At 36.3% G+C, this 25,793-nt stretch carries 21 protein-coding genes; 11 read left to right on the top strand and 10 right to left on the bottom strand.

All coding sequences use genetic code 11. From position 1 onward, the window contains the following. Positions 1 to 67: 67 nt before the first annotated feature. Both G6R09_RS13190 and G6R09_RS13185 read left to right on the top strand, forming a co-directional pair. Complete coding sequence (locus tag G6R09_RS13190) at positions 68 to 652, top strand: TetR/AcrR family transcriptional regulator (protein ID WP_163922969.1); 585 nt, start codon at positions 68 to 70, stop codon at positions 650 to 652. Positions 653 to 719: 67 nt separating this feature from the next. Beyond that, positions 720 to 1,559: a hypothetical protein gene (locus G6R09_RS13185; RefSeq protein WP_146145154.1), complete on the top strand. Its 840-nt coding sequence runs from the start codon at positions 720 to 722 to the stop codon at positions 1,557 to 1,559. Between the two features lie 67 nt (positions 1,560 to 1,626). Here G6R09_RS13185 and G6R09_RS13180 read toward each other — a convergent pair whose 3' ends face one another. Further along, positions 1,627 to 2,199, bottom strand: a complete 573-nt coding sequence (locus G6R09_RS13180; protein WP_163922966.1) for a beta/gamma crystallin-related protein — start codon at positions 2,197 to 2,199, stop codon at positions 1,627 to 1,629. Positions 2,200 to 2,464: 265 nt separating this feature from the next. On the opposite strand from G6R09_RS13180, the gene G6R09_RS13175 reads away from it, so the two are divergent. The 3 genes from G6R09_RS13175 (at position 2,465) to G6R09_RS13165 (ending at position 4,704) form a co-directional block, all read left to right on the top strand. Then, positions 2,465 to 3,277, top strand: coding sequence for a peptidylprolyl isomerase (locus G6R09_RS13175; RefSeq protein WP_163922964.1), 813 nt, complete (start codon positions 2,465 to 2,467; stop codon positions 3,275 to 3,277). Continuing rightward, positions 3,270 to 4,286: a HupE/UreJ family protein gene (locus tag G6R09_RS13170; protein WP_163922960.1), complete on the top strand. Its 1,017-nt coding sequence runs from the start codon at positions 3,270 to 3,272 to the stop codon at positions 4,284 to 4,286. Before G6R09_RS13175 ends, G6R09_RS13170 begins: the two co-directional genes overlap by 8 nt. 115 nt (positions 4,287 to 4,401) lie before the next feature. Continuing rightward, complete coding sequence (locus G6R09_RS13165) at positions 4,402 to 4,704, top strand: antibiotic biosynthesis monooxygenase (protein WP_163922957.1); 303 nt, start codon at positions 4,402 to 4,404, stop codon at positions 4,702 to 4,704. Between the two features lie 70 nt (positions 4,705 to 4,774). Here G6R09_RS13165 and G6R09_RS13160 read toward each other — a convergent pair whose 3' ends face one another. Continuing rightward, positions 4,775 to 6,304 carry an EAL domain-containing protein gene (locus G6R09_RS13160; RefSeq protein ID WP_163922954.1) on the bottom strand — a complete coding sequence of 510 codons (1,530 nt, stop codon included), beginning with the start codon at positions 6,302 to 6,304 and terminating at the stop codon, positions 4,775 to 4,777. A 624-nt stretch (positions 6,305 to 6,928) separates the two neighbouring features. Continuing rightward, positions 6,929 to 9,523: a family 20 glycosylhydrolase gene (locus tag G6R09_RS13155; protein ID WP_163922952.1), complete on the bottom strand. Its 2,595-nt coding sequence runs from the start codon at positions 9,521 to 9,523 to the stop codon at positions 6,929 to 6,931. A 662-nt stretch (positions 9,524 to 10,185) separates the two neighbouring features. Between G6R09_RS13155 and G6R09_RS13150 the strand changes: the two genes are divergently transcribed. Then, entirely contained in the window at positions 10,186 to 10,608 is a 423-nt protein-coding gene (locus G6R09_RS13150; RefSeq protein WP_065168809.1) for a hypothetical protein, read from the top strand. Between the two features lie 307 nt (positions 10,609 to 10,915). Here G6R09_RS13150 and G6R09_RS13145 read toward each other — a convergent pair whose 3' ends face one another. The 3 genes from G6R09_RS13145 to G6R09_RS13135 form a co-directional block, all read right to left on the bottom strand. Further along, positions 10,916 to 11,923 (bottom strand): transposase, encoded by a 1,008-nt coding sequence (locus G6R09_RS13145; RefSeq protein ID WP_163922949.1) that lies wholly within the window; start codon positions 11,921 to 11,923, stop codon positions 10,916 to 10,918. A gap of 237 nt (positions 11,924 to 12,160) precedes the next feature. Then, entirely contained in the window at positions 12,161 to 13,177 is a 1,017-nt protein-coding gene (locus tag G6R09_RS13140; protein ID WP_065168456.1) for a CNNM domain-containing protein, read from the bottom strand. Then, the gene (locus tag G6R09_RS13135; RefSeq protein ID WP_065168639.1) at positions 13,174 to 14,550 is read right to left on the bottom strand and encodes a hemolysin family protein; all 1,377 of its coding nucleotides are present in this window, start codon (positions 14,548 to 14,550) and stop codon (positions 13,174 to 13,176) included. The genes G6R09_RS13140 and G6R09_RS13135 overlap by 4 nt, the downstream gene beginning before the upstream one ends. A 610-nt stretch (positions 14,551 to 15,160) precedes the next feature. Here G6R09_RS13135 and G6R09_RS13130 point away from each other — a divergent pair. Beyond that, positions 15,161 to 15,304: a hypothetical protein gene (locus tag G6R09_RS13130; RefSeq protein ID WP_163922946.1), complete on the top strand. Its 144-nt coding sequence runs from the start codon at positions 15,161 to 15,163 to the stop codon at positions 15,302 to 15,304. A 511-nt stretch (positions 15,305 to 15,815) separates the two neighbouring features. On the opposite strand, the gene G6R09_RS13125 is transcribed toward G6R09_RS13130, so the two are convergent. The 4 genes from G6R09_RS13125 to G6R09_RS13110 all read right to left on the bottom strand — a co-directional run bounded on the left by G6R09_RS13125 (position 15,816) and on the right by G6R09_RS13110 (position 22,098). Next, positions 15,816 to 16,304: a hypothetical protein gene (locus G6R09_RS13125; protein ID WP_163922943.1), complete on the bottom strand. Its 489-nt coding sequence runs from the start codon at positions 16,302 to 16,304 to the stop codon at positions 15,816 to 15,818. Between the two features lie 1,161 nt (positions 16,305 to 17,465). Then, entirely contained in the window at positions 17,466 to 20,717 is a 3,252-nt protein-coding gene (locus G6R09_RS13120; RefSeq protein ID WP_163922940.1) for a DEAD/DEAH box helicase, read from the bottom strand. Then, on the bottom strand, positions 20,710 to 21,492 hold the full coding sequence (locus tag G6R09_RS13115; RefSeq protein WP_163922937.1) for a hypothetical protein: 783 nt from the start codon (positions 21,490 to 21,492) through the stop codon (positions 20,710 to 20,712). The genes G6R09_RS13120 and G6R09_RS13115 overlap by 8 nt, the downstream gene beginning before the upstream one ends. Before the next feature lie 99 nt (positions 21,493 to 21,591). Then, positions 21,592 to 22,098 (bottom strand): hypothetical protein, encoded by a 507-nt coding sequence (locus G6R09_RS13110; RefSeq protein WP_240345747.1) that lies wholly within the window; start codon positions 22,096 to 22,098, stop codon positions 21,592 to 21,594. A gap of 262 nt (positions 22,099 to 22,360) precedes the next feature. Between G6R09_RS13110 and sbcB the strand changes: the two genes are divergently transcribed. The 4 genes from sbcB to G6R09_RS13090 all read left to right on the top strand — a co-directional run bounded on the left by sbcB (position 22,361) and on the right by G6R09_RS13090 (position 25,619). Beyond that, on the top strand, positions 22,361 to 23,782 hold the full coding sequence (sbcB, locus tag G6R09_RS13105) for an exodeoxyribonuclease I (protein WP_163922932.1): 1,422 nt from the start codon (positions 22,361 to 22,363) through the stop codon (positions 23,780 to 23,782). Positions 23,783 to 23,949: 167 nt separating this feature from the next. Then, positions 23,950 to 24,474 carry a hypothetical protein gene (locus tag G6R09_RS13100; protein WP_065176847.1) on the top strand — a complete coding sequence of 175 codons (525 nt, stop codon included), beginning with the start codon at positions 23,950 to 23,952 and terminating at the stop codon, positions 24,472 to 24,474. Positions 24,475 to 24,591: 117 nt separating this feature from the next. Continuing rightward, the gene (locus tag G6R09_RS13095) at positions 24,592 to 24,936 is read left to right on the top strand and encodes a CidA/LrgA family protein (RefSeq protein ID WP_065168464.1); all 345 of its coding nucleotides are present in this window, start codon (positions 24,592 to 24,594) and stop codon (positions 24,934 to 24,936) included. Next, positions 24,933 to 25,619, top strand: a complete 687-nt coding sequence (locus tag G6R09_RS13090) for a CidB/LrgB family autolysis modulator (protein ID WP_163922929.1) — start codon at positions 24,933 to 24,935, stop codon at positions 25,617 to 25,619. The genes G6R09_RS13095 and G6R09_RS13090 overlap by 4 nt, the downstream gene beginning before the upstream one ends. Positions 25,620 to 25,793: the final 174 nt, after the last annotated feature.

Genomic DNA, 25,793 nt, shown 5'->3' with positions numbered 1-25,793 from the left:
GAATAAATTGTTATCTGTAATGCTAAATGATAAATTATTGATTCTCTTTAATATGTGAATATCAATTATGAAAGACATTAATCCTACAGCAGCAAAAATTGCTGATATTGCCGAAAAATATATTCAATGTCGTGGTTTTAACGGCTTTAGTTTTCGTGATATTCAAGATGAATTGGGCATAAAAACAGCCAGTATTCATTATCATTATAAAACTAAACAAGATTTAGCCATTATTGTATTTGAACGTTATCTAGAGCGCTATAAAACGGCACTAATCGCGATCGAACAACAACATACAACTGCTGCTGATAAACTAACAGCGTTGGCCAATATTTTTATTACAGTCCGTGAAGAAGGCAAACTGTGTTTATGTGGCATGTATGCGTCGGATTTTTATTCTCTTACTGATAGCCTTAACATTCAGTTGGATCGATTCGTTACTTTTAATGAGCAATGGATAGAGCAAGTCATCATAGCAGGAATGAATAATGATGAGTTTTCATCACAATTAATTGCTATAGATGCTGCTCGGCTTTATTTCGTATCACTCGAAGGCTGCATGCTCATTTCACAATTTAAAGATGCGAATTACATTAAAACAGTGGTTAACAACTATTTTAATGTTGTTTTTAAAGTAAAAACAAATATCTAAGACTGTTGCCGTTAATAAAACAGACTACACTCAATACAAATCGCATTGTAGTTTCGCAGGTATTTCAATGGCATCATATTATCAATTTTTGTATCTATGGTGCTTTTACTGCCTCTTTTTCACTCTTCCAGTACACAGCAGCCCCACACCAACCAAAAACATGCATGCCAGTGTTCACTACTCACAAACAATACAACCACTGACAATCAACACTCACATTGATAACAACTACCCCATCCAATTACAGTTACTGTTTAATGTGATTAATTGTTATGATGATATTGGACTGGTGACAGGTTGGTATCAGTATGATAAATATAAAGTTCGCATGCCATTATTAGGGATCTACAACTATCAATTTATAACCTTATATCGCTTTGATGCAGTACAACATCAACGCCTGCTTACTCAATTTAAAGATCACCCAAGTCAATTAACCACCCTTGAGAATAATTCTTCATTTATCGAAAAATTTGAGTTTGTAAATCGTTGGAAGCAACCCAATGGAGCATGGCTTCCATTTAGCGGTAAGTGGACTAACGGCACCAAAACGTTAAACGTCAATCCTTTTAATATGGATAGCATCACCGACCAAGCACAAAACCATTATAATTTGGTGATTACTTCTTCACACCGCACCACAACAAGCCTTGATTTACTCACACAACTTGGCTTAGCGTCAGAATACCAAATTACCAATGGTAATATTGCCTGCCCTGAACTCTCATTAGCGGTTGCCAACATCAAAAAAAACACCCAAGGTTGGAAGATTAAACTCGATTACAATGTGGGCCTGCGTCGCTGTGCAGGCAGTCATGCTGGTTACTATAATTTACAACTCGATCAACAATTTAAAATGATCAGCAACCAGCATGTTTTAGTTGAACAATGCAGTATGGGGCAATAACCATCAACAATAACACTTATGCTATTCAGGTTAGACTACATTGTTATATCGGTGATGATGGCTATAATTACCAAGAGCGAGTGCTTAAAATCTTAATTGAGCTTATTTTATTTTCAAACCCTGTCGCACTCTCATCACCGCCTTTGCGAGTATAATAACCACCACTATAGTTAATGCCCTCATAAAAACGAACCGTCCAACCCGTTGGAATATAATAAGAAGACATACGATCATCAAAATTATAAACGTTTAAATTAGGAACATCGTGGTTAATAGTCACTGATTTTCCACGGTGATTTTTATGACTGTACAATGCAATAGCATCATGTCGTTCACTATCAGAATCAAACGCTAATAATGATTTAATGCACTTCGCTTCTTTTGCCTTACAGAAGATACTGTTTTCACCCTGCGACTGTTCGCAGCGTTGGTGAACTTTATAGCGAGCAATATCTTCGCTCATACCAACATCAGCAAATACATCAGTAAATGGCTGTAAGGTACATACATAAACACGGCTATTATGACTGCCATTAGTGTTGTTATTAAGATTATTTACATTGTTAAACTCAACACGTAAATCCGCTTGTGAAGCAGCGCTGAAACCTAAAAGAGTGGTTAAAAAGAGTATTTTTTTCATGACTACTTAATCTGCTATAGCAACCAAAATTACTAATATAAAGGTGAACCGATTGTTGGATAATACCACTAACTATTTCTTTTTAATATAATACACCGTTCAAATGTATCTATTAGGTATAATAATAATCAATATAGATAATTAAACTTAGTTTATAAAATACAACATCTTGCATCACCACTGTAATATTAATAGCCGCATTCAATAAACATACAGATACCCTATGTATGCTTACAGGGCATTTACATAACAAAGACTCACTAACATGCTTAACACTGCTTTGTATTGGCTTAAAAAATTCATTAAAGATCCGTTTTCTCATTTTTTAATCGCTGGGGCGATCTTATTTGTTTGTTATTCGTTTTATCATTCAAACACGTCTTCAACCAATGAAGTAGTGATCACACCCTCTCAAATTACCCAACAAAAACGCGATGATAAAACATACTTTGGTAGCCTACCTTCCCATAAAATGTTGAATAACGATATCAACCAAGTGATTCTACAACGCATTCTATCGCAACAAGCTTTGAAACTCGGCTTAGAGAAAGGCGATCCCAATCTTAACGCGCTGCTAATGCAACGGTTTATTTCTTACACCACCCAAATAGCTAAAATAAATGCGGCCAATACTAGATTATTGAACCGCTATTATGTTGCGCATCGCCAAAACTACCGTGTTCCTAATATGTACTCGCTCTGCTATCACTTCCTATCACCTCAAGAGCAAGCACATTCAAACCAAGCGCCCAGATCTCAACAATGTTTGAGCCATATAACCGAGCAAGATCTGCAGTCTAAATTAGGATCAGCGGTGATTAAAACCTTAAATACAATTGCCCTTAATACCTGGTCACATTCAGTCAACACTCCGTTTGGCCCTATTACGGTTAAATTAACCCACTATAATAAAGCTGGAATTCTAAGCTTTAAAGATGCGAAACCACTGCTAACGAATGACTATACCAATGCTGTTATTAATACAAAAATAACCGACGTAATAAAAAAATACCGCATTGAACTTCCTGCTAACTCAGGCATCGTTGTCACAACAAAGACCTTACTTAAAAATGTATAAACATAACTTTTATACTGCACTATGCGCGGTTTTATATATAGCATTGAGTTTGGTATGGAGCACACAAGTACAAGCCCATCCTTATCAACCTGCTGTTGGATTAATTACCCAAATAGATAATCATCAATATGAATTAACACTTAAGCTGCCTGTGGTGGCTGGAGAACACACAAAAATCATTCCCAAGCTTACCCACGGAGGCAAGATCCAACTATTAAGCTCTCAAAATAGTATTGATGGTTTTGGTATGGATCTACAGCGGTATTTATTGGTGTTTCCAACTACAGACACAACGCCAATGATCACATTCCAAGGGCTAAATAATATTCAACTGCTGACACAAACCACCAGCCAACATGGACAAATAAATACGCTAGAACTTTACAAAGGACATAACCAGTTATTGTTGGCGGGCAAGGTAAGCACATGGGCTACAGTAAAGTTATTTGTCAGCTTAGGTATCACTCATATTTTAACAGGCATCGACCACCTCATGTTTGTTGCGGGCTTATTGCTCTTTACCCGTGATTTTCGTACCTTTTTGAAAGCTATTACCTGCTTCACATTGGCACACAGCATTACCTTAAGTCTATCAGCACTCAATTTGATTCATGTGCCGGAACCACCTGTTGAAGCTGGTATCGCGTTGAGTATTTTATTTTTATGTTATGAGTTAACGCGACCAAATAATAAACACCAACCAACACTAAGCCGTCGCTTTCCGTGGCTGATCTCATTTTCATTTGGTTTACTACACGGTTTAGGCTTTGCGAGCGCTCTGAAAGCGGCGGGATTACAGCAAACCAGTATTCCTTTAGCACTGGCATGTTTTAATGTTGGCGTGGAAATCGGACAGCTAATTTTTCTAAGCATACTACTAACGATCTTAAAAATTTGCTCCAAAATTGCATTTTTCCAACAACGAATATTTCAACAAGTACCGTTATATATCATGGGAATTATGGCTTCATTTTGGTTTATTCAACGAATTTACATCGTCTTTCACTAAATAGATCATTAATCGAAATCAAATATTTTGCTTTTGCAAGTGGTCAACTACGCTATTGCTATGATAGTGATAGCACTCTAGATATAAGAAACAGTCAATCAGCTAAGGAAGTTATATGTACATTGCAATGAACCGTTTTAAAATTCGTTTAGGCTCTGAACAAGAATTTATCGATATCTGGAAAAATCGCGAAACCTATCTTGATACCGTTACAGGTTTTCAATCATTCAATTTACTTCAAGGCGCATCGAATGATGAATACACCTTATTTGCTTCGCATTCAGTGTGGAACTCTCGCCAAGCATTTGAAGATTGGACTCAATCAGAACAATTCCGCAAAGCCCATGCTAATGCCCGTGGTAACAAAGACATTTATTTAGGTGCGCCAAACTTCGAAGGCTTTGAAAGCTGCCTTTAATAACAACCCAGAGATTCAATCAAAACCCAAATGCCTAACTTATAGTATTTGGGTTTAGATTAATTCCTTATTATTTTTCTAAGTTTAACGCTTGATTCTGAAGTAACTCTTCCAATGGAATTGGCTTAGAAAACAGAAAACCTTGTAAGAAATCAACGCCTTGTTTTTGCAAATATTCAGCTTGTACCTCTGTTTCAACACCTTCTGCAATAAGATCAAGTGACAGCCGTTTTGCCATTTCAATAGTGGTATCAATTAAGTGCTCAGAAGTACTGTCTATACCTATATTCTTTACAAAGATTTGATCGATTTTTAGATAGTTAAGGTCAATCTTTTGCAAATTAACCAAACTTGAATGCCCAGTTCCAAAATCATCAATCGCAATTTTACAACCAATACTTTTTAACTGCTGAAATAGACCTTGGGTAAAATCTGATACGCCAAGTGCTTCACGTTCAGTTAATTCCAACACCAATACAATTTTATTATCTGCAATTTCATCAATAAAATGCTGACATTCTTCAGACAATACCGTGCTGTTACAATGCTGAGGTGCAATATTCACTCCAACATGAAATGGTGCCGGTAAAGCATGTTTATATAAACGTAATTGTTTTGCCGTCTCTTTGAAAATGAGATTAGTCATTGTAATAATCAATCCAGAACGTTCAGCTTGTGGAATAAACATATCAGGACGTACTAGCCCGTGAATTGGATGATTCCAACGCATTAAAATTTCTAAGCCAATCAACTCTTTTGTTGTCGCATTAACAATTGTTTGAGCATATGGCACAAACTCACGATTACTGATTGCCCTTTCGAGTTCTGAATATAACGAACGAGGACGTTGCAATACCCATCCACAGAAAATAGAGAAAAAGACTTGAGTTATTAAAATGACTAATATGTAAAAATATTCTTGTTTCCAAAAAATAAGCCATGAAGATTCGCTGTTTAAGCCAATAAAAACTGTAAAAGGATAATTATTAGATGTTACTGATTGAACACCTAATAATGGCTGATTAGGATCTTCATGAGTAAATACGTTACTATTGGTTAACCATAATTTACCAACTGCTAATGAAATAAGAAATGAATTTGTTTGTGAATGAGAAAACAGCGATTCAATATACCGAGTATCAATATCGCTCAACGCTGTCTTATCACCTTCCTCAGTACGAACCACGATTAATGGCTGATCCTTTTTAACCTTACTTCCAGGCATCAGCAATAATTTGCCATCAATATATCTAGCTTGATTATCACTAAGAGAAAGCGGTCCCCAAAGAGATGTACAATAAATAGTATCACCATGTACAAGGTTTGTTGTACGTACATAAGGAATACGGGTAACGCTCGTCCTTATTTTTCGATAAATTTGGTCACAACTATTATCAGCAGCGATTAAATCTAATGCCCGTTGGTTGGACTGTTCACCATAAGCAAGAATAGAGTCAATTTGAGTCACTATTATCATTGCATGTTGCTTTGCATTTACTTCTAACGAGGCCATAAAACCAGCATGAAATAATTTCAAAATGATAATACTAGGCAGTAATGTCAATAATATAAGTAAATTTTTCTTTATGTTTTCAGTCATTAGGCCCTCTATGTAATCAGTATTAGTCTGATTGTTAAACAAATAGTTACATCATTATTTTCTTTGATTATAACCATAAAAATCAAAAGGTATTTTTAAATCTTTCAATTCAAGAATAATAATAATCATTATGCATATAATATTTTAATATTACTTCAATGCACAAAAGTTATTAATTTATTAAAAATCATTCTAAAAAAGCAAGAAACTGTTCAACTATAACTCGATAAGCTTTATTCTCATACTCAGCAATAGCAAACATACCAACAGGTTTATTTTATACGCGACGATTTAAAGATGGATAGTAACTAAATAAGAAATATTTAATCGAGTTTAAATTATATTGAATATAAATATACAAACCATTGTATTATTAAATAATATTGAGGATTTTATTAAAACACCTGCAATTGCACATTAGAAATAAAATGATTATTACTCTTATAGAAAAAATAAAATAATAAACCCACACATTCGAAATCTTTATTAATGGAAGGGAATTTTCAATATTTAAACAATCAACACAAGATCACTTTGCTAATTAATATTTTAACTACTAACAAAAGCCGCTATTACCTTTTAAATAGACGGCTTTTGTGGTTTTTCAACTACTATTAGCAATAGTTAATTTGCTATTACGCTTATAATACGCCCTGTTCGTCCATCTTGTGCAATTGTACGTACATATGCTTTGTTACCAACCAATGGTTGTTTATCTGGATTATAGTTTTCCCAGTTTTTACCACCTTTTGAATATTGAATTTGAACCCCGCTAAAAGGTGTATTCGCATTTAAATACCCTTTATCAATTACTGCACCAACTATCGGTAGTCGATAATGTATATTGGCTTTATCTAACTTAGGTAACTCTTTATAACCAATTAAATTAGAAAACTGCTCCCAATCAGCATCACGCAATTTGGCATTCTCATTTAGATGCGTTGTGCCTTTATTACCATCAACGTTAGTTTTAAATTCCATCCCTTGTTTATGTTCAGGCTCCCACTCCGCTTTATGCCATCCTCGTTCAGCAATCGCAAAAATACGTGGGAAAATCATGTATTCTGCTTGTGCATCAGTTCTTGTCACCTCAGACCAAAAGGCACCTTGAACGCCAATGAAATCGCGCTTTTTCTCTCCTGTAACCGCTGCAATAGGCGCTCCCATACGATCAGACATCCATTCTACGTTAGCAGGAATATTGTCTGGCATAAAAGAGAATGCTTTTTTGGTATTGGTATAGCGTGTTGCCCAATAATAGCCACGTTCTTTAGGATCATTCTCATAGGGCATATCAAAGTAATAAGCATCAGGTGGAACGACAACTACATCGTAACCTTTGTTGGCAAAGTTATTATAATTATCGACACCCCCCCAGAACATGGTTCCCCATACCCAAGCTTTCGCTGGATCGCCAGCAAGTTTACTTGGTTCAATTACAGAATGAGATAAACCATCGTTCCATGCACCAAGAGTCAACCCTTTAGTATCAAGAATATGGTTAATACGATTAATAAAATAACCGCCTAAATCCTTAGCATTTTTAATTCCACTTTTAGGATCAACAAACATCTTTCTACATGCAGGCGAATCTCCCCAAGCGCCAGCGGTTTCATCTGCACCAATGTGATAATCCGTTAGCGGTTGACCAGATTCCGTATGTAGTTTATTAATTTCATCGATCACTTTATCCATAAAAATAAAGCTCGACTCAAGACAAGGGTTAATAGTGTTATCTTGATAATGCTGAATTGAATAATACTTTGTGGTGTCGTACGGATCAGAAAGTAAATACATTTCAGCTGCCGTTTGATCACCCTGCGCCATAAATTTACGGTAACGAGCTTCCATTGCTTTAACCGCAGCTAAACTGTGCCCAGGCATATCCATCGATGGAATAACTTGAATATTACGCGCACTCGCATATTTAAGAATTTCTTTATAATCTTCACGAGTATAATAACCAGAACCCGTATTAGGTAACTCTGCACCAGAACCTAATTGGGGCAGCATGCATTTGTTTTCATCTAGATCGTGGCAACGGTGCGCGCCTACCTCAGTAAGTTCTGGTAATCCATTGATCTCCAAACGCCAACCTTCATCATCAGCCAAATGGAAATGGAACTTATTGAGTTTGTAAGCTGCCATTTGATCCATTAATTTAAATATAAACGCTTTTGAATGAAAGTTACGAGAAACATCCACATGCATACCGCGATAATCATAGCGTGGTTGATCTTCGATCATAACTGTATCTAAAGTATTTTTACCCAGTGTTAGCATACCAGCGACAGACTGCACGCCATAAAAGGCGCCAGCGTTATCCGTACCAATAATGGCTATTTTATCTTCATTGATATGAAGCGTATATGATCCCAAAGGTTTTGATGGCTCTGGCTTTACCGTCACATCAACCGTAACACCCTGTCCAGTTTGAATACCTAATGATTTAAAACGATCATTCAACGCTTGAAGTTGATTTAACGGTAGAGCATCGCTAACAATATTGAACCCTTGCGTGATATCTAATTTGCCACCTAATAATGTTGTTTTCATTGGTGTCGGTAAGATATGCTCCGATACGGCCTCAACACCCAGATCTTTAGTTTTTGCGTTGTCTGCGTAACGTGATGTTGCTGTGGCGGTAGGAAGTAAATCACCTGCATTACGCTTAAGCTGGTTTTCTGTATTTTTAATTCCGCGACTAAAACCAGAAAGTTCATCTAATCCTACTTTATCAAGCAAAGGCTGAGTATTTAATATATTTCTTGCTTGAAGATTAGCGCCTGCAACATAATAATTAGGAAAAAAGTCACTCTCTGAAACAATCCAGTTCATAAAATCAATGTTTAACTTTTTCGTTTGACCACTTTTTAAACCATTAAAACGGTCGGTCGTGGTTATCTTATGCAAGTCACCATTAATATGCTCAATTTTAAACTCATCACTCTTAGAGCCTAAAGTACGATGATAATTAGAAAAGTAGATTTCAACATCTTTATTAAGATCACGTTTGCCGTTATTTTCTAACTCAATTTCAACGCGGTAACAATGCCCCCACGGAGACTCAGGAGGACAATCTTGAGGTTTATTTTCAACTAGACCTGTCGTTAACTTAATATGCTTTGCTGCATAATCAATATCACTTTGAGTAAGAGCATGAACATTCATACTCGCTAACATCACTGAACTGGCTAAAAGTGTTAATTTCAAACGCATTTCGTAAAACTCAATTTATAAGATTTGACCCAATATTAATTGTTTTTCATCTTATAAAACCAAAGTAAAATCATGCTATCAACTTAATAGTAAATAAACTTTTTGAGTTATATCACAATATTATAAAAAACTTGCAAATTGAATAAACGTGGTAATATCACCATCTCAAATTCTAAAAGCTAACATCACGACCTTCTCTTCACCAACAAAAATTGACTAATCACCGACCTTAGTTTACGCCAGTAATTAAGGGAATATTATAAACATTTTCTTAATTCCAATTTAAAAATAATAACATAGCTAATTTAACCAATTTTCAAACGTAATAAAAAACAATTCTTAGTGACGAAATTTTACAACCAAAAATAGTTTTATAAATTAAACAATCCAATATAAATAATTTAAAAAAGCAATATTTAACTTAGAATCTCATTCATTAAAACAGCATATTTCACAGTTGATATAACTTATAGGAACCTTTATAGTAATTAGAAAGAAAAGGATGTAAATACTATTAAAAACAGAAAACAACAATGAAAGTAAAAATAGACTTAAGGATAACATATAACTTTTTACTTTTATTCTCGTTGTTTATATTTTACAAACTTTTTTTCACTTATATATAATTATAAGTTTATTTTAATTAATATTAAGGTTAGATAATGTCAAACAATTTGATTTTAAATGGTTGCTTTACAAATGGTTTTTCTTCTTGGGGGGGCGATGATTTTTCAATACTTACAGATCCAGCTGAAGGAAATTATGCCCATCACAATGATATTTCTGGACTACTTTTTCAAATATTAGAATGTGGTAACACAATAAAGAAAAATGAACATTATCAACTAACAATAAAAGCTCGCTCAGAAAAAGTTAATAAAATGGAGCCAGTACTTCTTATAAAGGCTTGGAATAATGAGTTCAATATTCCATGTGATAATCCTGATAGCCATCAGCTAAATTCAAATTGGCAAGAACTTAAATTTAACTTTTCCATTGAGGAAATTGAACCTAAGATAACTGGAGCAAGAATAATATTAAAAAATTTTTCAGACATTACAAATATATCATTAATAAAACTATAAACAATTAAAAGAGAAGGTTAAATATTAGATTTTAAATATTTAACCTTCTTTCAATTTTAATAATCCTCCTAGAAACATTTTTTACTGGACATTTTTTACCTTTTTTACTGGACAGCCAAATATTTCATCGTTAATAGTTACCATAAAAAACGTCCGATTTACCTAACAACAAACTCTTTTGCTGTAATAATTAACTGCTAACTTTTACCTTCGTCACTAAATCAACTCTATTTCTATATTTTAGGATCAGCAAATCCCACAACCTGATAGGTATTGCGGTATTTTCATCCAATTATAAAAGCTATATCTAATTAGGGTGCAATTGGTGACTCGACGACTTACCTTTACACCAATGCCCACCAGCATATTGTTTAAAAGCACACATTCGAGACCATTTACCACTTACATTGGCATAACGTTCCATAAACTGCTCGCTATGTTCAAGCCAAGCGTCTGCGGTTATACCTAGCTGTTGCAAAATCTTTGGTTGGCTAGATGCTATAAAACCTTTTTTATCATTGCGAATACAGCGGCCAGTCCAGTCAATAAGTTCGAGATAATCTGCAAACGCAAAATTTATTCCGGTTGCTTGAGCCTGGTGTTCAGCTGCCACAAAAGGTAATAATTGAAAGTGACCTTTATTTGATGATGTTTGTTTTGCGGAGGTTTTCGGTTGATTATATTCACGAATACGCTGCTGAATTGAAGTAAAATCTGATTGTTCAAGTGACGGTGTAACGCCAGCTCTGATTGGGTTTAAATCAACATACATCATGCACGATAATAATGCTTGTTCATCCAATAAAGCTTGAGATTTAAACCTTCCTTCCCAAAACGCACCTTTACATTGGTCTTCTTTATTAGCTTTGCGTGCTATTTCCTCGTTAAGACAGCGCATAAACCAGCTAATACTGCCTAATCGTTGCTGCCATTCAGTGACTAAATTTGATAACGCTTGTTGTTTTGCGTCACCTATCTGACCGTCTTTTAAAAAATCAACCGCAATTGGATGACCATTAAACAACTGCAACCAACGTGATATTACCGCTTTAGGAGTTAGCTTCTGTTGCTGCTCTGTATCTATTTTTAGCACCAGATGATAATGGTTACTCATCACCGCATAAGCGCACACATCGATACAAAACACACTAGCTAATTGTTTGATTTTATTTACTATCCAACCACGACGGTGATGATAATTTTTACCATTATATGGATCATCGCCACACAAGTATGCACGACGTACACAACGATTAATCACATGATAAAAAGGCGTAATTTGCGGTTCGATCAATTTGCGTCTTGAGATTGTCATTAGTTTCACCATAAGCAACTTGAAGCTTAACTATAGTCGCTGATAGTTAATGTGCAAAGGTATGGCTGTCCGCTGCTTTTTCCGCTGTTTTTTTAAACAAAGATATGGCTGTCCCGTTTTCTTGTTTTCTTTGGTCCCGTTTTCTTTTAAATAAAAAAATCCGAGTGGTTGATAACACTCGGATTTTGATACACGAAAAAGATCGTTCAGCTTATTTAATGATGCGAGTGAAGCCTATTAATTCGCTGCCGTCGTAGGGAGTACACGTTTTAAAATATCGGCGAGGGTTACCACACCTACCATTTTTCCGTTTTTACTCACTACAGCTAACTGAACACTCGCTTTACGCATTCGAGCTAATGCTTCATAGACCGGCGTTTTCGAATCAAGCACAAATGCATTACGTGCAACCTCTCTCGCTGGTCTGTCTGTAGGTTCCAGTAATGTATCACGCACATGAACCACTAACGGTTTGAGACCACTTTTTCCAAACACAAGCACACGTAAATGTCCTGATTCCATTGCTGCAGCTCGCACATCTGCGACAGTCCCATTGTTGTCGATATGGGCCATCACTTGACCTTCAGTCAGCAAGGTGTCGATAGGAATAGAACTCAGATCAATAAGACCTGTCAGCTGCTTTTGAATGTTCGGTTTCAGTGTGCCGACTTTGCCTGAATGCTCAACCAATTGGCGAATAGTATTAACATCCTGTCCACCAACAGCTGCACTTTCAACGGGTTCAACACCAGACGCTTTTACCAAGCGGTTAGCAATGCTGTTGATCGCTTTTAGCAGTGGACGTAGTGGCCAAACGTAAGCTCTTGCAACAATACCAATTGCCAGTGCCGATTTCTCTGGATGCGCAATCGACCAAGATTTTGGCGCCATTTCTCCCACGACTAAGTGCAGGAACGTCACGAAGAACAGTGCAAAACCAAACGCTGCACCATTAGCAGCCCAATCAGGCAAACCCATGGCTAGAAAAACTGGACCAAGCCACTGGTCGACAGCCGGTTTGGTCACAGCACCTAACGCGAAGGTACAGAAAGTAATACCAAGCTGGGCACCCGCCAACATCAGCGTCAGATCATTCATACCACGCAACACTGCTCGCGCTGAAGCACTCTCAACCGCGATTTCTTCAAGCCGGTGGCGACGAGCCCCCATCAAAGCAAACTCGATGATGACGAAAAAGCCACTCAAAATAATAAGGGCTACTGTCACAAGGGTGACAATCAACGGATCGGTCATGCTTCATTCTCCACAATTGGCTGCTCTACCAGTTTTACACGTACTTCTGTTGGCACATGTCGCTCGATACGCAACACGTCAATCTCAAGGGAGCGTGATACAAGATTGCCAGAAGCCAACTCTGAAGGATCAACAGGAAGAGCAATATTAACAGTGTCACCTTCAGCAGGAAGCGCGCCTCGTTCAGCAATCAGCATACCAGCAATAGTTTCCACATCGTCCCGCGGCAGATCATAACCAATCGTGCGCTCAACTTCGTCGATATGAACATCACCGTCCATTAACCAAACATTGTCACTTTCAGAAACCACAGCATTATTGTTATTTTCATCATGCTCGTCGGTGATTTCCCCTACAATCTCCATCGCCAAATCTTCAAGGGTCAACACACCTGCAAAACCGCCGTATTCATCGATAACACAAGCAATCTGATTGGTAGAATTAACAAGCAGATCAAACGCGTTAGGCAATAACATCAACGTTGATAGCACAGTAGCTGGACGCATCACAGAAGCAACAGTGCCATCAGTATCGCCAGCATCTATTCGCGCCAGTACATCCGACAAATGAACAACACCCACAGGCGAGTCATCATCATTAATAACCGGATAACGCGTGTGTGCTTGTGCCATCATCGACAAAAGCTCTGTTAATGTAGTTTCTGGCTCAACCCAATCCACCTGAGAACGAGGCACCATAGCATGTTCCACATCACGTTCTGGAAAATCAAGAATACGATCCATCATCAGTGATAGTTCTATCGGCAAATCACCACTATCACGTGAGTTAGCAATAATGTGGCGTAAATCCTCCTCCGAAGCACTAACATCGAGATCATGCACGGGCTCAATATTAATAATGCGAAGAACTAAATTAGCGGATTTATCGAAGAAGCTAATGATCCAGCCAAACACAGACATATAAATCAGCGTAGAGCGAGACATTAAGCGAGACATTGGTTCAGCGTTCGCAATCGCAAGATTTTTCGGATAAAGCTCACCTAAAATCATTTGCACAACCATAGCGATAACTAAAGTACCAACAGTACCAATAGTAATGCCAACCTCAAGCGATAGCCCAAAGTTTTGTAATAACATTCCTATAGATTTACCGACAAGGGGTTCTGCGACAAAACCTAATACTAGACCTGTTACAGTGATACCAAGTTGCGCACCTGACAACATAAAACTGGTACGTTTTGTAATTGCAAGAGCACGCTTTGCAGCTTTATCACCATCAGCAGCTAATGTTGCGAGTCTCGCCCTATCCACTGCCATATAGGCAAATTCTTGAGCAACGAAATAGCCATTCATTGCAATAATAACCAAGATAAATAGGATGCCGAACAGAATAGTAACAAGAAGCTCAATCATTTCGATGCCCTCACTTGGCAACAAAAAACCAGTAAAGTGTGACACCATTGACTAGGGGTGGGATCCACGAAGTATTCCTAAGATAATAATAAGGATTGCATTATATTGCAGTGATAATAACGGCGTCTAGTTAATAGTTACACAATACTCGTTAAATTATCGCCACATAACATTTAGCATGCACACGGCCAAGATGAGCATACTTTAAAGGTATAAATCATAACTTGAGATTGTCATTCAATTCACTATAAGCAACTGAAGATTAAGTGTAGTTACTGGCTGTTGTTTGCTTTCTTGATACTTAGCCTTAATAAGGTATTGTTTTAAGGTAGTATTAAGTTATTAAGCAACGTGTCATTGATTGCAGTAACTTGATATTGAGACAACGACTTTTGGGAAAACAATGAAAAAACCAACGAACCAAGCTGATACAGGATTGACTTTATTTGTTACTTAGGACACTTCAGGGACAAAAGTTATTTATTTTACGTACCAATCTAATGCTATCTAAATACAACTTAGTTTAATTATGGAACCACATAAATGACAAAGCTCGTACGTTCTGATGTTAGTATTTATACCTAAAATATAAGAATAAGTTGGAGGAACCATGAACAAAACAAAAACGAAGAGTTTATCGGCTCAAGACATGCGTAGTCTACTCTTAAAAAATGCTAAAACATTAATGTCGAATAAATACAAAACATCTGCACCAGAATTATCCGGTGAGAAAAAAAAGCAAGCCATTTGCTAACCGAATAAAAGGTGATTTAATACACAGAATCTTGTGTCTTGAGTTGCCTTTTTTTATATCCTTTAAATCAATATTCCCTTCATATTTAAACCACGTTACGCATCACACCCTACCATCAAGCGACACCTGATGATTCAAACACCCACAATAAAAATACACCAATTACTTATTTAAAGTATTAATGAGTAATTTAATACACATTAATGAGGATTAAACACTTTAATGTGTAATTACTTACTCATTAGTACAATTAAATAGAGTTGATTCATATTAGCCATAATTTTCTTTCGTAATTTAGCCATATCTGGCTAATTGTTAGAATTTAGCCAGATATGGCTAAACGGACGATGGCAAGTAAATTATGTTTAAGATAAGCATCACGCTCAGCCCTTCATCACCGAAAATGGTCTAAATCACCAACCTCGGTGGTGGTGGCTAAGAGAGCCAAAAAATTTTTATTTCCCGAGAGTCTGACTCGTTTGAGTTTTCTTAGCGTACAGAAGAACCTAAGTTATAAAGATATCTCTTTATGATAGAACTTATAATCACTCCACAACCAACATGAAAAAATGTATTTATCACCACTAACAAATTGATTGTTAATATTAAAAACCTCAATTTGGTTAATAAAGTTAGCTATCATTCTATCTGCAGACACTTCATTAGCCTGTTGAAAAACAAATAACTTCATAGGAGATCTAGCAATTAATAATTTTTGAAAATCAGAGTTCAACCCTTTAATATCCCACTCAGATTCAACAACTAACTCAACATTTTTAATGTAATCACCATCATAATTTAGCCATGTAATATCATAAAGCCACTCTCCCTCATGAGACTCATCACAAGAAGATGCATAAACCCAAAAGCCTTGCTCTTTACCTAATCGGCATAAATCATTCTTTATTTTTCTGGTCCACTCACCAGTACTCCAATCAGAATTAATACCGATATCATTAACAGCATCTAAAGTGAATTTTATTATGTCTGAGTGCATCATTAATCCATTGCTAATATAATATTTAATTTTTATCTTATGGTTAACAAAAAACATATTCAACATATTACGTATTAAAAAAATGATAAGTGAACTCCATTCCACCACATTTTCTTACCACAACACCTCTCGCTAAATACCCTCTTTCCCAAACCGCCTTCAACAAACTACTCGCCCACGAACTCGACAACTCACAACGCTCGGCTGTTACCTTTTCACCAGGCATTATTGACTGCAGAACTTTCAGCTGGATTTTACTCAATTTGATTAAGCCAACTTGATGAGGAACAGTTAAAAAAACAGAAAAAACATTGGACAGCCATATCTTAAATTTTAAATTTCAACCTGCTGAAAGAGATTCCCTATTGCCATCGAGAGAGCATTTACTACTAGAACATGACGATAACCAGCCCTAGATAATAATCTAAGAATTATCAGTTTTATGAAGGGTAACTTATGGGTGTCCTGTCTTTCTTACTGCCTCACTAAATGGAAAGCGTTTATTTTTATTTTGTTCTTCTTTTTGGGTTGGCATATATCACCTTCGAAAATAACATCATCTCTAATACTATTATTCATCCATATAATGACATCAACATTATTATTAACTTTCATTCAAACTCACACTGACGAATAAATAAATTCAACTCCACCTTTCATTCGAACATGGCTACCTCTCGCTAAATACCCTCTTTCCCAAACCATCTTCAACAAAGTACTCGCCCACGAACAAGACAAATCACAACGCTCGGCTGTTACCTTTTCACCAGGCATTATTGACTGCAGAAGTTTCAGCTAGGTTTTACTCAATTTGATTAAGCCAACTTGATGAGGAACAGTTAAAAAAACATTGGGCAGCCATATCTTAAATTTTAAATTTCAACCTGCTGAAAGAGATTCCCTATTGCCATCAAGAGAGCATTTACTAATAGAACATGACGATAACCAGCCCTAGATAATAATGTAAGAATTATCAGTTTTATGAAGAGAAAGTTATGGGTGTCCTGTCTTTCATAGGCGAATTTCAGACATAAAAAAACCGTCTCAAAGGACGGTTATGGATTTAATGGAATCCTAAAACGACAAAACCCCACCGAGTAGGTGAGGTTCTGTAATGTGGGGATATTGTCCACTTATAGAATAAAAGTTAATCAAATTTTAAAATTAATTAAAATTAAATGTATAGCTTTTAGATACTCTTTCTAATACTGATGACATAGTATCACTAGCAGATAATGGAACCATTTTATCTTGAATAGTAAGATATTCTTTATGTACTTTGACTCTCGAATAGCTTTTTAATAAAAACCGCTTTAAAGCTAACTTCTCAACAGCATCATAACCATATTTTGTACATTCACCCATAAATTCTAAACCAATAGGTAAAACAACATTCTCATTCTTTGATTTTTTATTCACTCTTAATACTTGAGCTGGTATAGCAAAAATATATGATAATTCAGGAAGTAAACGTAAAACAAAACTTCTAGACATTGAACACTTATCTGATTTTTTAGAGCCGTTAATAGCTATTTCAATCTCAGATAAGGTATTACCTTGCATCCACTGAAATAGATATTTAAAAACATGTTCAACTATATATTCGCCTTGTTTTCTTTCATCATTAATTTTTTTATATGAGCTACCAAGCACTGACTCAAGGGCTTCCTTTCTAATCAGCTTTGGTAAAATCTCAGGATAACTTGATAACCATTTAATATACCATCGAGTCCATCTCATCACATTTGCAGTATAATCTAACGTTTCCGATAAAGCATTTGACAAGTCAGTTATAAAATATTTAGGCGTCCCAAAAATAGCAGATAACTCATCAATCCAAGATAACTCCTGTTCAGGGTCCTTAGCTTTCTCTTGCAAATTTAATAACATCTCTGTGTGTAATTCCACCCATTTATAATTATTATTTTCAATAGCTTTAAATGCTCCAAAAGATCTTGTAATTAAATTCCTTGTTGAAAGTAAAGTTCCATTTTCAACTGGTAATCTTTGAATGAAATACTTTTCAAGAGAAGATAGTTCATTGTTAGACATTTGAATTGAATCAATTATTTTTTCTATTGGGTCATCAACAGTTAAACATTTATCTCCTTGAGAGAAAATACTCTGTAATTCCCCCCAATGTTGATGAATTCTGTTATTTTTAGTATCAAAATTGACTACGGAACTAGGTATTATTAATACGATTCCCTGTGAGTTTTCTCCCGCTCGTCCTGCTCTACCTGCTGCATTTAATAATTCATAGGCTTCTAATTGTTCTAATTTATTTGCATCACTATTAAATCTTTTATCCCCAGAAATTATAACTACTTCACTAGGTAAATTCATACCCTGTGAGATTGTCGAGGTAGCAACAAGTATATTAGGCCCATCTTTTCTCCTATATAATGACTCATGTAATTTCCTTTCTTCCGGTAATAAAAGGCTATGATGGCAAATAGAAGGAGAATTCATATTATTATCTTTTATATTTATATATAAAAACTCTTCTCCTCCTAGTTCTTCTTTTGCTGATTCAAATAATGTTTTTTCATCTATTGTTAAATGACAATTGATTTCATCTAATTCTTTATTAATCGTTTTAACAGCACTGTTAACTAAAATTATTGATTGTGTAAATATTAATGTTTTAAAGTTTTGAGTAGCTGTTTGAGATGCAATAACAGCAGCAACTTGATTTGAATTTGGAGTTAAATACCAATTATAATTACCATCTTTTGAAGTACCTGTTGATAAATTTACTTTATTTTTTAGTATTGGTAGTAATGTATAATCACCTCTAGAATTAGATAACCATGAGTGATTTAAACAAAAGAAGCCGTAAGGCGTTACAGAAAGCAAATCTTTTTTTAAAGATGGGAAGTTTTTATTCGAAACATTTTTTCGAGTTTCAATTAGTATATCATCTAAAGATGATATTTCATCTTTTCGATAAAGAACACAGCCTCTTAATTGCCTAGTAGGTTTCCAATTCAAATCTAGAGACAAACATAACCTTTTTGTAATACTCTCAATCCATCTTGCTAATTCTGAGCCATTTTTTATCATCGCTGATAATAAAACAATATCTGAATAAGGCGATAAGTTATTAAAGTTTAATAAGCAAAGCATCGAGTCGATTGCTCTTCTGCTTCTATCATTTTCTTTTGGATGAAGTAAGTGACATTCATCAAAAATAAAAAGTCCAACCTCAGAAACACAAGATGGCTCAAAGCTCATTAATGCTAAACACCTTTCAGGTGTCATAACTGAAATAGCAGGTAATTCGAACATTGATTTTTCAAAAATATCACTACCCGACTCTTTTTCTATTTTTGTATTAGGAAAAGCTATTTCTAATGATTTTGCGGTCTGATCAACTAATGCTAATGTTGGCGCTAAAAATATTGTTTTTTTATTGTTTAAAAAAGTAGCCGCAATTTTCAACTCACATAATGTAGATTTTCCAGCACCTGTCGGAAAACTGATAACAGAAGATGTCCCTATATTTAAATAACCATCTTCAATTGACTTTAGATGATTTCTCCATAAATATGGTCTTCTCTTTGCGATACTTCTCATCACAGAAGACCAGTTTTCATTAATTATGCCATCAGGAGAATTAATATTAATGACAGCTGAGTGAATTAAAAATTCAGCTGTTAATAATAATAATTTAGCTAAATAACTAGGCCCAGAAAAAATGCTTTTCGCACAACCAATTCCTTCTATGGATTGTTCGCTTAATGAAATTACATTTTTTAATGTTACAATAGGATCTTCTTCAAAAATTTCACCTAATAATAATCTAGCTAAATCTTTTATTGATTTTAAAATAGAGATATACAATGCATCAGAAGCATTCTTTATCGAAGGAGCTATACAATATTCTAAATCCACTAAAGAAATAATCTTACCTAACTCACCCGTTATTAATAACTTAATACTCTGTAATAAGTTCTTTTCCACAATATCAAGAGTGTCAATTTTTATTGCTTTTGATGCTTCTGCAGCATCAGCTGGTGATTCTGCAATCAAGAATAAAAGAGCGGCTGATACTTCTGAAGATATATATCTAGGCTTAATATTAGTTACTTTATTTTCTAAATTAGAATTTAATTTTGATAAATAACATAATTGATGTGCTGTTCCAGCAACAAAAGCAGCAGAAGCTCTATCTTTCTTATTTCTAAGTGTTGATACATATGCTTCATTCGTAAAAGCTAGCCTTTGAATTTCAGAAATTACCCCTTCTAATTCCTCAGTATCGCCGCCAAACTCATCAATATTACCAACTCTTATTCTCGCCGCTGAAATTTGTGCATAAGCTTTAGTCAACAACTTTGGCAATGCTTTACTTTCTAAACCAGATAAATCTGGTGCATTTATTATCAATTCTTCCGTATCAATATCAAACATGACAAGCACTCAATTCTTTTACATTTAAAATAGCTTTATTTGCCAATTGATCCATCCAATTCCTAAGCTCTTTCACATAAAATACTTCTGCTTTTCTTTTTTCTAAAGATGCAGGAATTGCGTCTTCGTAACCTTTAAATAATGTTTTATAACCTTCGGGAATATTATGAGTTTCGTTAATTGTAATACTTACTCTATAATGCTTAATATCCTTCCAGAAGATATTATCGATAGCATCATCAGGATCAATCATTGGCTGTTTCTCTAATAAAGAAATAACTTCTGAAATAATCACATTTTCTTGTATACCATCTTCGAATTTTTTAAATTCTGGCCATACATTGCTTCGTATCATATTCCTAGGGTTATCTGTCGCTTTATCTTCAAATATTATTGCTGCCTTTACTTTTCCTGATTTATCCAGTTTGATCTGCAGTCCATCTAGACCTTTATGTGCATGAATCATATGAGGAGTAGCTAGCACACTGTTTGGATTTTCTTTATATGCTGCAATCCATGACATTACTTGAAAAATCCACCCATCACGATGCCATGGATCACTACCTAAAGGAACATATAACAACGCTATCGCTGACTCCTGATTATTAATCGAAGGAGATCTACCACTAAGTTTTTGTAAAATCTTACTAATATGTCTTGAATGTCCTAGTGCTATGCGAGCTATATAGTTCGCAAGTTGATCTTCATCAACTACAGTCCAAAAGTTCCCATGACAAAGTTCATTTGGTTGAAAAGGAGTAAGTGATATAGGCATAAATACGCATACTAAATAGATTGAGTAAATTCTTTTTAGTATACTTAACAATTCAACTTAAATTACTGATCTATATCTCATTATATTAAATGTCACTTTTTATACAGTAATGCCACTACTTTCCCTCTCAACCAGCCCTTCCATCGCCATCACTGCCGTAGACCTATTTTCCACCAACCACAACACCAACTGATTCAACACCACGTTATAACGCTTAAAGCGACTATAAGTTACAGGCAGAACCTGAGCAAAATAGGCAAAACGGGTTTCTTGAGACCATACAATACGACCCGCTTTACAACATTGGCACTTACAACGATTACGATTTTTATCAACTACAATGGCACTACCATTACACTCAGGACACACTTGGCCGTTCTGTTGCGTAGCTTCAGCAATTGCCGTTGCACATAACGCTGTTAACGCCTTTTCAGGATACACACCGCGCCAATCTTCCATTAATCGTAATGTTTCACCTCTGGTCGCTATTTGCAGTTGTTTAAGTGCATGAACATCTCTTAGCCCTTCAACAAACAGTACCAACCACCCTACTGGCGATTCATGCCAACATAACCCCACTACCGCCAATTGTTCTTCTGCCGACAATAACGCTTTACCACCACACGCGAATAGTAGATTCCCTATCGCCCTCGCGGGCATTCATTGTAGGGAATGACGGGGAGTTGGGCATTCACTGTAGGGAATGACGAACTGGAAGGCTTTATTTTCCCTAAAAACTTGCCTCTATTAGGTTAGTTACGGGATACTTAGCCTTATAACGTATTGCTTTAAGATAATATTAAGTTGTGATGCAGCGTGTCATAGATTGCAGTAACTTGATATTGAGCCAACGGCTTTTGGGAAAACTATGAAAAAAACCAACGAACCAAGCTTATACTGGATTGATTACGAAACCTTTGGTGCCAGTCCAGCAAATGATCGCCCTTGCCAGTTTGCAGGGGTGCGTACCGATATGGAAATGAACATTATCGGTGAGCCTTTGGTGATCTATTGTAAGCCACCAGCCGATTACCTTCCCTCGCCTGAAGCCTGTTTAATTACGGGTATCACCCCCCAAGAAGCGATGGAGAAAGGTTTATCAGAGCCTGAGTTTATTGCGCAAATTCATGCTGAGCTATCAAAGCCGAATACCTGCGTGATTGGTTACAACAATGTTCGCTTTGATGATGAAGTGACCCGTTATACGTTATACCGTAACTTTTATGATCCTTACGGTTGGGCATGGCAAAATGGTAACTCGCGCTGGGATCTATTAGACATTATGCGTACCTGTTATGCATTGCGTCCTGATGGGCTTAACTGGCCGACTGACGATGAAGGCCGTCCGAGCTTTAAGCTTGAGAAACTCTCGATTGCTAATGGTATTGAACACGCCAATGCCCATGATGCAATGGCAGATGTGTATGCCACTATTGAGCTGGCAAAGATTTTAAAACAAAACCAACCTAAGCTATTTGACTACTTGTTTAACTTGCGTAATAAGCGTCAATTGCAAAACTTGATTGATATTGTCGAGCTAACACCGCTAGTGCATATCTCAGGTATGTTTGGTACTGAGTGTGGCAATACTAGCTGGATTGTGCCGCTGGCATGGCATCCTGATAATAAAAATGCGGTGATCTGCGTTAACCTTGCCCAAGATCCAACCCCATTAATTGAGCTTGATGCCGAGCAACTGCGTGAGCGTTTATACACTAAGCGAATAGATCTTGGCCCAGATGAACTACCAGTGCCAATCAAAGAAGTGCATTTGAATAAGTGCCCTGTACTTGCGCCCGCAAAAACCCTTAAAGCAGAAGATGCGGCTCGATTAGGCATTGATCGCGAGTTATGCCTTAAACATTTAGCGTTATTAAAGCAGCATCCAGAAGTGCGTGAAAAACTGGTTGAAATGTTCAGTGTTAAACGTGAATACGCCAATAATGGCAACGTTGATACCATGCTTTACGACGGCTTCTTCTCGACAGCTGATCGTTCGACGATGGATATTATTCGTGAAACAGCGGTTGATGCATTGGCAACCTTGGAAATTAATGTCGATGACGAGCGTATTAAGCCGCTATTGTTCCGCTATCGTGCCCGTAATTATCCTTTAACGCTAACCTATCAAGAACAACAACGTTGGAAGCACCATTGCCAAGATTTCTTTGAAGAAAACATGGGCAAATATATGGAAAACTTTGAAGCGGTAGCGCTTGATTGCCAATCTAATGAACACAAAATGAAGATCATGAAGTCACTCTATGATTATATTAATAAGTTGATGTAATTCATTACCTTATAATTATTAAGTGCACATTAAGCCTGTCATATTACTGTTATGACAGGCTTTTTTATTATTAATAAGAACCGCAATTTGATGATTATCGTTATTAGGTCAACACTTAATGCTATCGAATGATGTTGTGTTTGAGGCGTTTACAGGCAGGTGGAATAATGACGACGAAAACAGCAGCAAAGTGTTATCGCTTTGAAGGTATTGATTTCATTCCTGAAAATAGGCTCCTTCGCTGGCATGATAATCAACAAACCCTATTAACTGATGACGAATCGCGCTTTTTAGCTTCATTGTGTTATCTCGCGGGCGAAGTGGTTAGCACCGAATCAATATACCGTTATACCTTTACCTACCCCAATGCCTATGAAGAAAGCGGCGATCACCAATACGATCTCAATATTTTATTACTATCACTGTCAAAAAAATTACTCCGCAACGGAAAAATGGCCATTCCTATTTATATAATTCCAAGCTATGGCTTTCGCGTATCGTTACCAAATACCACCGCTGTCCGCAGAGAAACACCAGCCTTAAAATCCACTTCTCCTTGGCCAATCATCAACAATAAAAAGCAAAAAAAACCTTTACATCAAGCAATTAACATAAAATACACTATCATTACAACAGTTGTGATAATTAGTTTTATACTACTGGTTGGCTGGTGGATTATGACAACTCAATAACATTGATGGTTGTTTTATAAACCAAAACAAATATAGTTCATTAATCGTAAAAAATTAGTGTGACAATCATCATGTTTATTTGTATGATAAATTAAATATTTTAGAGTTGTAATCTCCATGAATTATATACGCTCATTTGCTATCGTTATGATTTGTTTCTTTTTAGGACAAGCCATTCAACACTATTCTGGATTACCAGTTCCAGGCAGTATCATCGGTTTATTTATCCTCTTTTTCAGCCTTGTCACTGGCATTTGCCGTGCTGAGTGGGTGGAAAGTACCTGTAATTTATTAATTAAACACATGGCATTGTTATTTGTGCCTGTGGGTGTGGGTTTAATGAATTACTTAGGGGTAATTGAAAACAATGCGGCAATCATTTTTGCCAGCACCCTTGGAAGCACCATTATAGTATTAATAGTGATTGGCTTGGCGGTACACCATAAGGAAAAAGACTCATGATCTGGTTAGTGGCAACCTTAGTGTGCTTCTATTCTGCACGCTATCTAGCAATGAAAATAAAAAGCCCTTTTTTTAACCCCCTTTTAATCACGCTTATTGTGATGATCGTCGCGCTGAAGTGGCTAGCAGTGCCTTACCAAACTTATTTTGCCCAAAATGAAGTGATTAACTATTTATTGGGCCCTGCGGTTGTAGCATTGGCGTTTCCGCTATACCAACAAATTGGTTTAATTCGCAGTAAGTGGAAAACAATTTTGACCTCATGTTTTGTCGGTAGCGTATTATCGATGACATTTGGTACTGCAATTGCATTTTCTATGGGTGCTGATGCGCAACTAGCTGCGAGTATTTTACCGAAATCGATCACAACTCCACTGGCGATGGCGGCTTCTCAACAAATTGGCGGTATTCCAGCAATTACTTCTGCGATGGTCATTATTGTCGGCTTATTTGGCGCGGTTTTAGGCTACCCAATCATGAAACTGTTTCGCGTTAAGCATCCTTTAGCAAAAGGCTTATCGATTGGTACGGTTTCACACGCCTTAGGCACAGCAAAAGCGGTGGAAGAAAACTATCAAGAAGGGGCATTTAGCTCATTAGCGTTGGTGATTTGCGGTATTATGACAACTTTATTAGCACCGGTGATGTTCCCATTGTTATTGCGCTTGTTTGGTCATGCTTGATCGCAAATCTTGCAATCACCCTGCAACTGAGCACAAATTGATCAATGTGATTGATTTTCGCTAAGCTATTGAAATATTGCATTGTTGATTGCAATAACAAGTGTGACGCCTCTCTCACAAATGTAATAGGTGTAATGGCAAAACCAACAATGTGATCAAGATCACTTCCAATGG

The organism is Photobacterium sp. Alg240-V54 (genome assembly GCF_900537155.1).
In the GTDB taxonomy this organism is placed as follows: domain Bacteria; phylum Pseudomonadota; class Gammaproteobacteria; order Enterobacterales; family Vibrionaceae; genus Photobacterium.
This window is presented reverse-complemented; position numbering and strand designations above follow the sequence as displayed.